Genomic DNA, 12,806 nt, shown 5'->3' on the forward strand with positions numbered 1-12,806 from the left:
GCAAAAACGGGCAAGTGCGACAGGGCCGCACGGTAAATCTGGTTCTACGTAACAACGTATAATCGTGTACCGTGGCCGGGTGCCAGAACCCACCGAACCCACCCCCCGTTCCAGCGTCGAGGAGCGCCTCGACGCCATCGAGGCCCGCGTCCGCGATCTGGAGCGGTCGGCCCGGGCGCAACCCTCCCGGGCCGACGCCGATCCCGCCGAGACCACCTACACGGAACGCTTCTTCGCGCTGGAGGCCCTCAAGGAGCGCGCCCTCGACGGCGGGGAGGTCGTCTTCGCGGGCGTCGTCCCGGTCGAGGGCGCGGCCGAACCGGTCCAGTGGCAGTACGGAAGCGCCGTCGAGGCCGTCGAACACCTCGACTGGTCCACCCTGGCCGGAAACCTCGACGCCCTCGGGCACCCCGTGCGGCTCAGCATCCTGCACGCGGTCCACTCGGGCGTGTCCACCGTCGCCGAACTGAAGGAGCGCGCCGAGTTCGGCACCAGCGGCCAGATCTACCACCACGTGAACCTGTTGGTCGCGGCCGGATGGCTGGTCACGCTCAGACGGGGCCGCTACGTCATCCCGCCGGAGCGGCTGGTGCCCCTGCTGGTCGTCCTCACCGCAGCCCGTGGCTGAGGAGAGGCCGAGGCGCACGCCCGTCGGCGTACGGGGCCGGTTCACGGCGGCGCTCGTGGCCGCCGTCGTCGTGGCGGCCGGACTCGCCGTGGCGCCCGCGCCCATGGAGCTGTCCGCCCGGGCGTCGGGGGACGCCGAACTGGCCGAGCGCGCCCGCCCCCTGCTGCAGGCGGGGCCCCGGCGGACCGCGGCCGTCGTCGAGGTCGACGGCGACCGAGTCAGGGAGGCCTACTTCGGTGCCGACGGGACGACCCTGTACGAGGTCGGCTCCGTCACCAAGGCGCTGACCGGGCTGCTGCTGGCCGAGGCGATCGCACGCGGTGAAGTGGAGGCGGACACCCGGCTGGGAACGCTGCTGGACCTGGGTGAGGCTCCCGCCGCCCGGGTCACCCTCGCCGAGCTCGCCTCCCACCGGTCCGGTCTGCCCAGGAACCCGCCGGGGGTGTCGACCGCGCTCACCATGTTCCTGGACTCCCTGCGCAACCGCGACCCCTACACCGGGGACCTCGACTCCCTGGTGGCGGGCGCCGCCAGGGCCGACCTCACGGACCGGGGCGCGTTCGCCTACTCCAACCTCGGCCCCGCCCTGCTCGGGCAGTCCCTGGCCGAGGCCGCCGGGACCGACTACGAGACCCTGCTGCGCGAGCGCGTCCTCGAACCCCTCGCGATGGACCGGACGGTCGTCCCCGCCCACCCCGAGGACGTCCCCTCCACGGCGGCGGTCGGCCACGGCAGGAACGGGCGTCCGTACGCTCCCTCGGCCGACGCCACCTGGGCACCCATAGGCGGAGTGCACTCCACCGGCGGTGACATGGGGCTGCTCGCCCGCGCGCTGGTGGCGGGGCAGGCGCCCGGCGTGCTGGCCCTGGACCCCCGCTGGGACGACGGCGAGGGAGACGGTGTGGGCCTCGGGTGGTTCGTCACCGACCACGACGGCACCGACGTCACCTGGCACAACGGCATGACCGGCGGCTTCGCGGCGATGGTCGCCCTGGACCGCGAGGGCGGCCGGGCCGTGGTCGTCCTGGCCGACAGTCCCGTCGGCGTCGAGGACGCCGCGCTCGAACTCCTGTTGGAGACGCCGTGAACGACGCCCTGGTGGCGCTCGCCGTGTGGACGGTGCTGACGCTGATCTCCGCCTCCCAGGCCTGGGAGGCGGTGCGGTCCGCGCGCGCGGACGAGGGTCCGCGCGCCTTCCGCGGCCGTTGGGCGGTGCTCCGCCGGTGCGGCGGCGTGGTCCTGGTCGCCGCCTACGCCCTGTGGGCGGTGGCGTGGCTGCACCTGCCCGTCGCCCTGTGGTGGGTCAACACTGGCCTGGTCGCGGTCGCGCTGGGGGCCGGGGCGTCCCGGTGGCACCACCTGCGGTGGAGGCACGGTCCGGTTCCGGAGTCACCGCCGGATTCTCCGAGCGGAACGGAGGGGCCAAGGTCCTGAATTTCTCTAACGCGGCAATATTGTGCACATAAGTAATATCCGCAGAAGACGCGTGATGGGGTGACCCTTTCGAGGGTCTTTGTGCTGGCAGGTGGGCCTGCTTGTGGAAAACTCCCCGCGCTTCCCGGGGTTGGTCTAACGTGAAATCCATCCACCCCGGAGTGTTCCCCCCCCTCGGGACGCCCGGAGTGCCATCCAGCACACGTGACACGGGCGGGTGAAACGGCGACTGACCCGCCATCCGCACGGGAAGCCGCGAGGAACCCATTCATGGCCGTACACCTGTCCGACCGGAAACGCCCCCTCCCGCGCCCCGGCCAGCAGGCCCTCGTCGCGTTCCTGGCCACGTCGGCCCTGGCCGCCCCGGCGTGGTCCTGGACAGTGATCGAGAGCCCCGAACAGGCACGGTCGGCCGTCGCGCTGGTTGTCGGCGCCGCAGCCCTGCTGCTGTGCGCGGCGGTGGCCACCGCCGTCCACCACGCGGCCGTGGCGCGCGCCGCCCTGGCCCACGGCGCCAGGCTGAGCGCGGGGGCACGCACTCTGGAGGAGGAGACGGGGCGGGTCGTCGACGCCCTCCTGCCCGCCCTGACACACGCCGCCCGCGAGGGCAGACCCCTACAGCGCGTGCTCCGCGACCACCCTCGCCCCACCCACCCCACGGTCGACCGGCTCGCCCACGCCCTCACCACCCAGCTGGCCGACGCCGAGCTGCGCGCCACCGAGGCCCGCACGGCCCGCACCGAGATCGAGGACGAGGTCCGCGACCTGTCCGACGCCACCCTGGCGTTCATCGTGGGCCGGGTCCGCGAGGACCGCACCATCGCCGAGGAACGGCTCGCCCGGGAACTCCGTGAGGTCCACCCGGCCGTGGCCCGGCTGCGCACACGCGTGATCGAGGAGCTGGTGGTCGCCGAACGCCGCAGCGCCACCGCCCTGATCTCGGCGGCCAACATCGGCGGGCGCGTCCAGGCCCACCTCACCACCCTGCTCGCCCAGCTCCGCGATCTGGAGTTCCGCTACGGCGACCGCACCGACGTCTTCAACGACCTCCTGGCGGTGGACCACAACGTCTCCCGCACCGGACGCCTCGCGGACGCGTTCGTCACCCTCGCCCGGGGGCGATCCGGGCGCCGTTGGAACCGGCCCATCGGCATGGAGAGCATCCTGCGCGGCGCCCAGGGCCGCATCACCGCCTACCGGCGGGTGCGCCTGCACTACACCCACCGTTCGGCGGTGGTCGGGCACGCCGCGGAGGGCGTCATCCAGGTGCTCGCCGAACTCATGGACAACGCCGCCAACTTCTCCGCCAACGGTACGGACGTGAACGTCTACGCGCAGGAAGAGGACAGCGGGGTCACCGTCACCGTCGAGGACAGCGGCAGGGGGCTGCGCCAGCGGGAGCGCCGGGCGGCGGAGAACTACATCGAGGAGCCCCGCACCCTGGCCACGCTTCCCGGCCTGCGCATGGGGCTGGCGGTGGTGGGCGCGCTCGCCGACAAGTACGACCTCCAGGTGAGCTTTCGCCCCTCGGCCCGGGGCGGCACCGGGGTGGTCGTCCTGATCCCGCCGCACCTGGTCACCGCCTACGAGATGCCGCTGCCGCCCCGGCTCCAGAAGGAGCGGGAGGAGGAGCTGGCGAGGGAGGCCGAACTCGCGCGGGACACCGGCATCGTGCGCGGGATCGAGTCGGCGGGGACGGCCGCGAGGAACGGCGTGTCCGGGCCAGCGGTCGGCGCCCCCGCGCGCGATGCCGTCCCCGCGGCCGCCCCGGAGCCCCGCCCCGCGGCCTACCGTGCCGTGTCGGAGCCGACCCCTGACCGACCGCCGCTCGCGCGCCGCGACGGCGGACGCCGCACCGGCGCGTTCGACCCCGTCGGCGACATCGTCAGCGAGCTGGCGGCCCACCCCGCGACCACCCCCGAGCACCTCCCGGTCACGGCCGAGCCCGCCGAGGGGCCCTCACCGGCGTCCGTCCCCGTGCCGGGCGCCACCTCGACCGACACCGGCCCCGACGGGGACGGCGCCCCCGAACCCGCGCTCGACATGCCGCGGCGCTACCGGGGCCTCACCCTGGCCCAGGCGGTCCGGGAGAACCCCGAACAGCTCTTCCCCTCCGCCCGCCGCGACGTCGACGTCCAGGCGCGCAGGGAGCTTCCCGACCGTCTGGCCGCCTTCCGCGACGACGACGGCGACGACCCGCAGGACGGCCCCGCCACCCTCTGGGGCGATGACCGGTGAGCGCCGCCCCCACCTCGCGGAACCACACACCGAACGCACAGGAACGGAGGGAGGGGCGCCCGGTGGCACCACGGCCGGACGACCGCCCCGCGATCCCATGACGACCACGGACGCCAGTCTCGACTGGCTGCTTGAGGACCTACGCCACCGGACACCGGGCATCCGGCACGTCCTGGTGCTGTCCAGGGACGGGCTCAAGCTGTGCCACACGCGCGAGCTGGACGTGGACCGCGCCGACCAGCTCGCCGCCATCTCCGCCGGGGTCCAGAGCCTGTCCCTGAGCGCCTCCGCCGAGTTCGGCGACGGGAGCGGGTCGGGTCAGGCCATGCTGGAGTACGGCGGCGGACTCCTGCTCATCATCGGTGCCGGCGAGGGTGCCCACCTGGCCGTCATCGCCGGATTCGAGGCCAAGGTGGCGGTGGTCGCCCGCCACATGAACCAGGTGGTCGACCAGATCAGCGGCACCGTCACCGCCGGTCCCCGGCGCAGGCCCCACGAGGTGGACCCGTCGCGATGAACACGGCATCCCCTCGCGGCAACGCCGCCCAGAGCGCGCCGGTCGGCGCCGAGGCACCGGACCGGTTCTACACGGTCACCTCGGGGCGCGCGGACGCCGACGACCCCGCGATGGACGCGGTCACCCTCGTCGTCGCCGAGTCCGGTCCCGCGCCCGACATGCAGTCCGAACACGCCAGCATCCTGCGGCTGTGCACCCGTCCCACCGCGGTGGTGGAGCTGTCGGCCGAACTCAGGGTGCCGGTCAGCGTCGTGAAGGTGCTCCTCACCGACCTGTTGGACACCGGAGCCGTGGCCGCGCGGCACCCCGTACCCGTACGGTCGCTCCCCTCGCGGGGAGGGCCCAGGCACGACCCCGAGACCCTGAAGCAGGTGCTCCTTGCCCTCCAACGACTCTGACGTCCACGGACGGACGACCACCGCACCGCCGGAGCACGCGCCCCCCGCCCCGGCACGCCCGCCGTTGGCCAGTACCGCGAGCCAGGCGCTGAAGATCGTCGTCGTCGGCGGGTTCGGTGTGGGCAAGACGACCCTGGTCGGTTCGGTCAGCGAGATGCGCCCGCTGAGCACCGAGGAGGTCATGACCCAGGCCAGCGACGGGGTCGACGACCTCAGAGCGGTGCGCGACAAGCGCACCACCACGGCCGCCTTCGACTTCGGCCGGATCACCATCGACGCCACCCGGGTGCTCTACCTCTTCGGTGCCCCCGGCCAGAAGCGGTTCTGGTTCCTCTGGGAGCAGATCTTCACGGGCAGCCTCGGCGCGGTGGTCCTCGTCGACACGGCCCGGGTCGAGGACTCCTGGTACGCCATCGACCGGCTCGAACACCACCACACCCCGTTCGTCGTCGCGGTCAACCGGTTCGCGCCCGGACCGAACCTGCACGACGTGCGCAACGCCCTGGACCTGTCCAACGACGTCCCCCTGCTGGAGTGCGACGCCCGCCGCCGCGAGTCCAGCCGCGACGTCCTGGTCACCCTCGTCCGCCATCTGTCCCGGTACCGTCCGCCCGCGCCCGCACCGGAGAGGTCATCGTGAACGACAACCTCGGAGTCCCGGGGACGCTCGTCCCCCCGACCCGGGGGCCCGCGCCCCTGTCCCCCGACCACGTGAACGCCATGCGCTTCTACGGGCCGGACATCGCCTGCGACCCGGTGGCGCTCTACGAGGAGATGCGCCGCCACTACGGGCCGGTCGCCCCCATCCTGCTGGACGGCGACATCCCCGCCTGGTTCGTGCTGGGCTACCGGGAGCTGCACCACGTGTCCGACCGGCCGGAGTGGTTCGCCCGGGACTGCCGCCGGTGGAACATGTGGGACCACGTCGACGACGCCTGGCCGCTGCTGCCCTACGTCATGTGGACCCCCTCGGTGATGTTCGCCGAGGGGGCCGAGCACCAGCGGCGGGCCGGGGCGATCGGCGACGCCCTGGACGCCACGGACCGCGCCGACCTGCGGACCCTGTGCGAGCAGGTCTCCGACGACCTCATCGACCACTTCGCGGGCGACGGCGAGGCCGACCTCGTCAGCCAGTACGCCCACCACATCCCGGCGGGGGTGATCGCCCGGCTGTACGGCCTGCCGTCGGCGGAGGTCCCCGACCTGGTCCGCGACATCCTGGTGTCCCTCGACGTCACCGCAGAGGCCGGTGCGGCCCACCACCGGGTCCAGGAACGCATGCGGCGGATCGTGGGTGAGCGGCGCGCGCATCCACGCGACGACATCCCGTCGCGGTTGCTCGCGCACCCGGCGGCGCTCACCGACGAAGAGGTGGTCATCGACCTGTTGGTGATCATGTCGGCGGCGCAGGCGCCCACCGGCAACTGGATCGGCAACACGTTGCGGCTCATGCTGCTGGACGACCACTTCTCCCTCACCCTCCAGGGCGGGCGCGGTAGTTCGGGGGAGGCGCTCAACGAGGTGCTGTGGAAGAACACCCCCACGCAGAACTTCATCGGCCGGTGGGCCGTGCAGGCCTGTGAGCTGGGGGGACGCCGGATCAGGCGGGGTGACCTGCTGGTGTTGGGCATGGCCGCGGCCAACGCCGACCCCCGGCTCAACACCGGTGATCTGGGAATCTTCGGGAGCAACAGGGCGCAGATGTCGTTCGGGCACGGGGAGCACGGTTGCCCGTTCCCCGCGCCCGAGGTGGCCGAGGTCATCGCCCGCACCGCGGTGGAGACCCTCCTGGACCGGCTGCCGGACGTGCGGATGGGGGTGCCGCCGGACCAGCTGCGGTGGCGGCCCTCGGTGTGGATGCGCGGGCTCTACGAACTCCCCGCGCGCTACACCCCGAACATCGGTCGTCGGCGCGGCGGTGCGCGGTAGCCTCGGCGGGCCTGTCAGCGGGAGCCGTCGGGCCCGGACACCGGGGTGAACTCCAGAGGCAGTTCCCGCAGGCCCCGGGTGAACAGGCCCTGCTCCTCCAGGACGGCGTCCTGGGCCAGGCGCAGGTCGGGCATGGCGTCGAGCAGGTCGTTGACCGCCACCCGTACCTCGGCCTCGGCGAGCAGCGCCCCCACGCAGAAGTGACGGCCGAGGGCGAAGGCGAGGTGTTCGGCGGCGGCGGAGAAGGACGTGGTCCCGGACAGCTCCGGCCGGTGGAGGTCGTAGCGGTCCGGGTCCGTGAAGCGGTCGGGGTCGCGGTTGGCCGCGCCGATCAGGCAGGTGACGGTGGACCCGGCGGGCACCGTGGCGCCGCCGACCTCCACGTCGCGGCTGGCCTGGCGCATGATCATCTGCACGGGCGGGGTGAGCCGTAGCGACTCCACGAAGGCGCGGGGGATCAGGGAGCGGTCGGCGCGGACCGCGGCCAGCTGTTCCGGGTGGGTGACGAGGTTGGCGAAGAGGCTGGCCAGGGCCTTGTCCGTGGTCTCCCCGCCCGCTGCCAGCAGGAGGCTACAGAACGCCTTGACCTCCTCGTCGGTCATCCGGGTCCCGTCGACCTCGGCCTGGCACAGCCGGGACAGCAGGTCGTCTCCGGGCCGCTCCCGGCGTGCGGCGATGATCGGGAGCAGGTAGGCGGCGAACTCCTCCCTTGTGCGCAGCCCGGCCTCGGCGACCTCCGGGTCCTGGGAGAGGTTGCCCAGGAAGGCGATGATGGCGGTGTACCAGTCGTGGAAGCGGTCGTGGTGCGCCTGGTCCAGGCCGAGCATGTCCACGATGACGTTGATCGGGAACCGGGTCGCGTACTCCGAGACCAGGTCGACCCGTCCCCGGTCCCGGAAGGCGTCGACGAGGGCCGCGCTGTTGTGTTCGATCACCGGCATGAAGCGTTCCTGGAGCTCGCGGCCTCGGAAGGCGGGCGCGACCAGGGCGCGGCGGGTCGCGTGCTCGCGGCCGTCCAGCTGGAGGATGGTCCGCCCGTGCACGGGTTCGAGTTGCCAGCCGTAGTTGTCGGTGGAGAAGGCGCCCTCGCGGTCCTGGAAGACCCGGCGCACGTCCTCGTACCGGGAGAGGACGTAGCTGGAGGTGGGGGCGTGCCAGTGCAGGGGGTCGTGTGCGCGCAGCAGGGCGTAGGCGGGGTAGGGGTCGCGGGCGAACTCGGGGGAGAGCAGGTCGGGGATGTCGTGTGCGCTGGTCAAGGGTCACGCTCCCAACGGTGGCGAGGGTTGGAGGTGTCCTCACAGTAGGGAGGGGTGTCGGCGCGTTCCAGCCCTCACCCCGCAGTGGTGCGATTTCCCGGCGAAAAAGGCGATAGGTCCGCTTTTGTGAGGTCTCTGGGGCGCCCGTAGGGGGAGATTCGGATGTCCGCGAAGGGGGGAATACTCCGGAGCGCATCTCGGGTGGGGTCGGGGCGCGGTCGCCTCCACTCCGTTTTGGGGGTCGGGGTGATAATTTGTCGGAATGGCACTGGGAGAGGCGGTTCTGGCCGCGCTGCTGGAGGGCGAGGCCTCCGGCTACGACCTGGCCAAACGGTTCGACGCCGGGGTCGCGAACTTCTGGTCGGCGACCCCGCAGCAGCTCTACCGGGAACTCGACCGCCTGGAGGGCGAGGGCCTGCTCAGCGCGCGGGTCGTGCGGCAGGAGCGTCGCCCGGACAAGCGCCTGTTCACCGTCACCGACGCGGGACGCGAGGCGTTGCGCTCCCTCAACCGACGGCCCGTCCGGCCCACCGCGATCCGCGACGACCTGCTGGTCCGGCTCCAGGCCGTGGACGAGACCGACGTGGACGCGGTGATCGGCGCCCTCGAGGAGCGTATGGAACTCAGCCGCGCCAAGCTCGAACGCTACGACCGCATCGCGGCCCGCATGCTCGACGGGCGCGACGAGGAGCGCTACCTGCGCGAGGCCGACCGGGTCGGCCCCTACCTGACCCTCCAGCGCGGCCGGTCGCACGAGCGGGAGAACCTGCGCTGGGGAGCCGCCACGCTGGTGATCCTCGAACGCCGCCGGGCCCGGGGGACCGGCGGCGGCCCGAACTAGTTGACCAGCCTCTGCCAGTCCTTCGGCACCCGGTCGGCGGGTGCGGGCACCGGCTGGTCCAGCGGGTGCGAGGTCGGCGGCGCCAACTCCGGCCCGGAACCGACCTCCTGGGTGCGGAAGTCGTAGAACCACTCCTCGCCGGGCTCGAAGCTCTGCATGATCGGGTGGCCGGTGGCCTCGAAGTGGCGGCTGCCGTGCTGGGAGGGTGAGCTGTCACAGCAGCCCACGTGCCCGCAGGCGGCGCAGCGGCGCAGGTGCACCCACCACCCGTTCCGGTCGAGGCACTCCTGGCATCCGGTGCCGCTGGGCGGCGTGGTCGGGTCGATCTCGTTGCTCATGTCGTCACGCTAACCACCGCGACGCCCTCCGGTCGTGAGCAACGCGCGCCCGGTGGGCGCCGACCGGGGGCGGCCCGATACCCTCGTCGCCGGTCGCCCCGGCAACGTCCCGTGTCCGGGGCCCGCACTACCTGGAAGGCACTCCATGAGCGAGGAGTTGTCCGTACGCATCGACGGTCACGTCGGTGTCCTGGAGATCCACCGCCCACCGAACAACCACTTCGACCTCGACGTCCTCACGGAGCTCGCGGACACCGCCGAGCGGCTGGCCGCGGAGGGCTGCCGGGCGCTGGTGCTGTGCTCCGAGGGCAGGAACTTCTGCGCCGGGGTGGACTTCGCCTCCGGTGGAGTCGGTGACGACCCGGTCCGTACGCTCAGCGCCATCTACGGACAGGGGCTGCGCCTGTACTCGCTGCCGGTCCCCGTGGTCGCCGCGGTCCAGGGAGCGGCCGTGGGCGGTGGGCTCGGCCTGGCCTGCTCCGCCGACTTCCGGGTGGCCGCGCCCTCCTCGCGCTTCCACGCCAACTTCGGTCTGCTCGGACTCCACCAGGGGTTCGGACTGAGCGCGTCCCTGCCGCGGATCGTGGGTGGGCAGAGGGCCGCCGACATGCTGTACACCGCCCGCCGGGTCACCGGCACCGAGGCCCACGAGATCGGTCTGGCCGACCACCTCGTGGACGAGGAGCGGCTCCGGGAGGAGGCACTGCGGCTGGCCCGCGACATCGCGGGGTCCGCGCCGCTGGCGGTGCGCTCCATGAAGGCCACCGTCCGCGCGGGCCTGTTCGCCGAACTGCCCTCCGCCCTGGAACGGGAGATCATCGAACAGACCCTGCTGCTCGGTACCAAGGACCACCGGGCGGGGGTCGCCGCCTCCCTCGACCGCACCGCCCCCGTCTTCACCGGGGAGTGAGCGGGGGCGGGCGGACCCGGCCCGCTCAGGGCACGATCGAGTCGACGTAGCCGCCGTCCACCCGGACGGCGGCGCCGGTCGTGGCGGAGGCCAGCGGGGAGCTCAGGTAGGCCACCATGTTGGCGATCTCCTCGGGCTCGATCAACCGCTGGAGCAGCGACATCGGACGGTGCCGGACCATGAACTCGCGCTGGGCCTCATCCCAGGGCAGGTCACGGTCGACCAGCTCGTACACGAAGTCCTCCACCCCGCGGGTGTGGGTGGGCCCGGCGATCACCGAGTTGACGGTCACCCCGGTACCCGCCGCCTGCTTGGCGAAGCCCCGGGTGACGGCGAGCAGCGCGGTCTTCGAGGCCCCGTAGTGGATCATCTCCGCGGGGATCGCGAGCGCCGAGTCGCTGGCGATGCTGAGCACACGTCCCCAGCCGCGCTCCGTCATCCCCGGCAGGGTGGCGCGGATCAGCCGTACGGCGGAGAGCACGTTGGTCTCGAAGTAGCGCCGCCACTCCTCGTCGCTGATCTCCGGCGCCGGGGCACTTCCGAACACCCCCAGGCTGTTGACCAGGACGTCCACCTCGGGAACGGCGGAGAGCACCGCGTCCGCGCCCTGCTCGGTGGTGACGTCGCCGGGGGCGGGGACCAGGTCCCGGTCCGGGGCCCGACCGGTCAGGGTGTCGATCGCCTCCGCCACCCGCTCCGGGCGGCGTCCGTTCACCGCGACCCGGGCGCCCGCGTCCGCGAGCACGGCCGCGACGGCCATCCCGATCCCCTGGGTCGAACCGGTGACCAGTGCGGTGGTGCCGGAAAGATCGATGCGCATGGGAACACAGTAGAAGGACGGGGCGGACCGGGTCCGCCCCGTCCGGGGTGTGTCGCCAGGGTCAGCTGAGGACCAGCCACAACAGGCTGACGATCAGGAACCCCGACACGCCCAGCACCGTGGTCAGCACGGTCCACGTGCGCAGCCCGTCGGCCACCGACAACCCCAGGTAGCGGGTCACCACCCAGAACCCGGAGTCGTTGACGTGGGAGAGCCCGAGCGCACCGAAGGCGATGGCCAGCGCGACGAGCGCGACCTGGGCCGGGGAGTAGTCCCCGCCCAGCACCATGTCGGCGAGCAGGCCCGACGAAGTGAGGATCGCGACGGTCGCCGACCCCTGGGAGGCGCGCAGCGCCAGGGAGAGCACGAACCCGAGGAGCAGGATCGGCAGTCCGGTCCCGGCGAGGGTGTCGGCGAGCGCCTCGCCCACGCCGCTCTCGGTGAGCACGCGGGCGAACGCCCCGCCCGCCCCGGTGACCAGCACGACCACGGCGACCGGCGGCAGGGCGGCCTCCATGACCTCGCCGATGTGGGCGGTGGACCACCCGCGCCGCACCCCCAGCAGGAAGTAGGCGAGGACCAGGGCGACGAGCAGTGCGAAGACCGGGGAGCCGACGAACGACAGCACGGGGAGCAGCGGGTGGTCCTCGGGCAGGACCGTCGCCGAGGTCGTGCCGACCATGATGAACGCCAGCGGTGTGAGGATGAGCCCGAGCACCGTCCACACGCTGGGCGGGGTCTCGGTCCGGCTCAGCGTTCCGGTGCCGCCGGTGCCCGTCGGGCCGGAGGCTCCGTCCGCGGACCCGAAGGCCTCGAACTGCGCGCGGGTGGCGGGCAGCATCGGGATGTCGCGCCGGTTGAGGCGCTTGGACACGTAGTGGGCGACGAAGGCCAGCGGCGCGCACACGATCAGACCCAGGATGAGAATCCAGCCGACGTCGCCCTCGAGCAGCGCGGCTCCTCCGACGATGCCCGGGTGGGGCGGCACGGACACGTGCACCGCCAGCATGATTCCGGCGACCGGCAGGCCGAACTTGACCGGGTCGACCCCGGCCGCCCGCGAGAACCCGTAGATGATCGGCACCAGGATGATGAAGCCGACGTCGAAGAAGACGGGGATGGCGAGCACCAGCGCGGCGCCGGTGAGCGCCGCGGCGACCCGCCTGGGGCCGAGCCAGCCGGTGAAGCGCCCGGCCAGGCTCTCGGCACCACCGGACACCTCGATCATGCGGCCGAGCATCGCGCCCAGGGCGACCAGCACGGCGACCGATCCCAGGGTGCCGCCCACCCCGGCGGTGATGGAGGCGATGACGCCGAGCTGTTCGGGAGCGTCGGCGGTGGCCGGGACGGTGACCAGCGGCATGCCGGAGGCCAGGCCGACGAGGATGCTCACCAGGAGCAGGGCCACGAACGCGTGGACCTTGAAGCGGATGATCAGCACCAGCAGGAGGGCGATACCGCCCGCCGCGATGCCCAGAAGGGTGAGGGCGCTCATCG

14 protein-coding genes are annotated in these 12,806 nt (G+C 72.7%); 10 read left to right on the plus strand and 4 right to left on the minus strand.

Translation table 11 applies throughout. The annotated features are described in order from the left end of the window. Positions 1 to 64: 64 nt before the first annotated feature. The 8 genes from ABZ635_RS16410 (at position 65) to ABZ635_RS16445 (ending at position 7,144) form a co-directional block, all read left to right on the plus strand. A complete protein-coding gene (locus ABZ635_RS16410; RefSeq protein WP_357765307.1) occupies positions 65 to 628 on the plus strand; it encodes a helix-turn-helix domain-containing protein in 564 nt (187 codons plus the stop codon). After that, the gene (locus tag ABZ635_RS16415; RefSeq protein WP_357765310.1) at positions 621 to 1,715 is read left to right on the plus strand and encodes a serine hydrolase domain-containing protein; all 1,095 of its coding nucleotides are present in this window, start codon (positions 621 to 623) and stop codon (positions 1,713 to 1,715) included. The genes ABZ635_RS16410 and ABZ635_RS16415 overlap by 8 nt, the downstream gene beginning before the upstream one ends. Further along, on the plus strand, positions 1,712 to 2,062 hold the full coding sequence (locus ABZ635_RS16420; RefSeq protein ID WP_357765313.1) for a hypothetical protein: 351 nt from the start codon (positions 1,712 to 1,714) through the stop codon (positions 2,060 to 2,062). Before ABZ635_RS16415 ends, ABZ635_RS16420 begins: the two co-directional genes overlap by 4 nt. A 270-nt stretch (positions 2,063 to 2,332) precedes the next feature. Continuing rightward, positions 2,333 to 4,300 carry an ATP-binding protein gene (locus ABZ635_RS16425; protein WP_357765316.1) on the plus strand — a complete coding sequence of 656 codons (1,968 nt, stop codon included), beginning with the start codon at positions 2,333 to 2,335 and terminating at the stop codon, positions 4,298 to 4,300. A 97-nt stretch (positions 4,301 to 4,397) separates the two neighbouring features. Further along, a complete protein-coding gene (locus tag ABZ635_RS16430; protein ID WP_357765319.1) occupies positions 4,398 to 4,817 on the plus strand; it encodes a roadblock/LC7 domain-containing protein in 420 nt (139 codons plus the stop codon). Then, positions 4,814 to 5,215 (plus strand): DUF742 domain-containing protein, encoded by a 402-nt coding sequence (locus tag ABZ635_RS16435; RefSeq protein WP_357765322.1) that lies wholly within the window; start codon positions 4,814 to 4,816, stop codon positions 5,213 to 5,215. Before ABZ635_RS16430 ends, ABZ635_RS16435 begins: the two co-directional genes overlap by 4 nt. Positions 5,216 to 5,279: 64 nt before the next feature. Continuing rightward, complete coding sequence (locus tag ABZ635_RS16440; RefSeq protein ID WP_357765461.1) at positions 5,280 to 5,855, plus strand: ATP/GTP-binding protein; 576 nt, start codon at positions 5,280 to 5,282, stop codon at positions 5,853 to 5,855. Further along, the gene (locus ABZ635_RS16445; protein ID WP_357765325.1) at positions 5,852 to 7,144 is read left to right on the plus strand and encodes a cytochrome P450; all 1,293 of its coding nucleotides are present in this window, start codon (positions 5,852 to 5,854) and stop codon (positions 7,142 to 7,144) included. The genes ABZ635_RS16440 and ABZ635_RS16445 overlap by 4 nt, the downstream gene beginning before the upstream one ends. Before the next feature lie 14 nt (positions 7,145 to 7,158). Here the strand turns inward: ABZ635_RS16445 and ABZ635_RS16450 are convergent, their stop codons facing one another. Then, positions 7,159 to 8,400, minus strand: coding sequence for a cytochrome P450 (locus tag ABZ635_RS16450; RefSeq protein WP_357765328.1), 1,242 nt, complete (start codon positions 8,398 to 8,400; stop codon positions 7,159 to 7,161). A gap of 262 nt (positions 8,401 to 8,662) precedes the next feature. Here ABZ635_RS16450 and ABZ635_RS16455 point away from each other — a divergent pair, with 262 nt between their 5' ends. After that, on the plus strand, positions 8,663 to 9,241 hold the full coding sequence (locus ABZ635_RS16455) for a PadR family transcriptional regulator (protein WP_357765330.1): 579 nt from the start codon (positions 8,663 to 8,665) through the stop codon (positions 9,239 to 9,241). On the opposite strand, the gene ABZ635_RS16460 is transcribed toward ABZ635_RS16455, so the two are convergent. Next, positions 9,238 to 9,579, minus strand: coding sequence for a UBP-type zinc finger domain-containing protein (locus ABZ635_RS16460; protein ID WP_357765333.1), 342 nt, complete (start codon positions 9,577 to 9,579; stop codon positions 9,238 to 9,240). The two genes, ABZ635_RS16455 and ABZ635_RS16460, sit on opposite strands and share 4 nt — an antisense overlap. 145 nt (positions 9,580 to 9,724) lie before the next feature. On the opposite strand from ABZ635_RS16460, the gene ABZ635_RS16465 reads away from it, so the two are divergent. After that, positions 9,725 to 10,489 carry an enoyl-CoA hydratase/isomerase family protein gene (locus ABZ635_RS16465; RefSeq protein ID WP_357765336.1) on the plus strand — a complete coding sequence of 255 codons (765 nt, stop codon included), beginning with the start codon at positions 9,725 to 9,727 and terminating at the stop codon, positions 10,487 to 10,489. Between the two features lie 25 nt (positions 10,490 to 10,514). Here the strand turns inward: ABZ635_RS16465 and ABZ635_RS16470 are convergent, their stop codons facing one another. Both ABZ635_RS16470 and ABZ635_RS16475 read right to left on the minus strand, forming a co-directional pair. Beyond that, positions 10,515 to 11,309 carry an SDR family oxidoreductase gene (locus ABZ635_RS16470; protein ID WP_357765339.1) on the minus strand — a complete coding sequence of 265 codons (795 nt, stop codon included), beginning with the start codon at positions 11,307 to 11,309 and terminating at the stop codon, positions 10,515 to 10,517. A 61-nt stretch (positions 11,310 to 11,370) separates the two neighbouring features. Further along, positions 11,371 to 12,804 carry a GntP family transporter gene (locus tag ABZ635_RS16475; protein WP_357765342.1) on the minus strand — a complete coding sequence of 478 codons (1,434 nt, stop codon included), beginning with the start codon at positions 12,802 to 12,804 and terminating at the stop codon, positions 11,371 to 11,373. Positions 12,805 to 12,806 lie beyond the last annotated feature (2 nt).

The organism is Nocardiopsis sp. NPDC007018 (assembly GCF_040635075.1).
Classification (GTDB): domain Bacteria; phylum Actinomycetota; class Actinomycetes; order Streptosporangiales; family Streptosporangiaceae; genus Nocardiopsis.

Excerpts from the sequence above, each read along its gene's own strand:
- ABZ635_RS16425 (WP_357765316.1), top strand. The coding sequence starts at position 2,333 with ATGGCCGTACACCTGTCCGACCGGAAACGCCCCCTCCCGCGCCCCGGC.
- ABZ635_RS16430 (WP_357765319.1), top strand. The coding sequence starts at position 4,398 with ATGACGACCACGGACGCCAGTCTCGACTGGCTGCTTGAGGACCTACGC.
- ABZ635_RS16435 (WP_357765322.1), top strand. The coding sequence starts at position 4,814 with ATGAACACGGCATCCCCTCGCGGCAACGCCGCCCAGAGCGCGCCGGTC.
- ABZ635_RS16455 (WP_357765330.1), top strand. The coding sequence starts at position 8,663 with ATGGCACTGGGAGAGGCGGTTCTGGCCGCGCTGCTGGAGGGCGAGGCC.
- ABZ635_RS16460 (WP_357765333.1), bottom strand. The coding sequence starts at position 9,579 with ATGAGCAACGAGATCGACCCGACCACGCCGCCCAGCGGCACCGGATGC.
- ABZ635_RS16465 (WP_357765336.1), top strand. The coding sequence starts at position 9,725 with ATGAGCGAGGAGTTGTCCGTACGCATCGACGGTCACGTCGGTGTCCTG.
- ABZ635_RS16470 (WP_357765339.1), bottom strand. The coding sequence starts at position 11,309 with ATGCGCATCGATCTTTCCGGCACCACCGCACTGGTCACCGGTTCGACC.
- ABZ635_RS16475 (WP_357765342.1), bottom strand. The coding sequence starts at position 12,804 with ATGAGCGCCCTCACCCTTCTGGGCATCGCGGCGGGCGGTATCGCCCTC.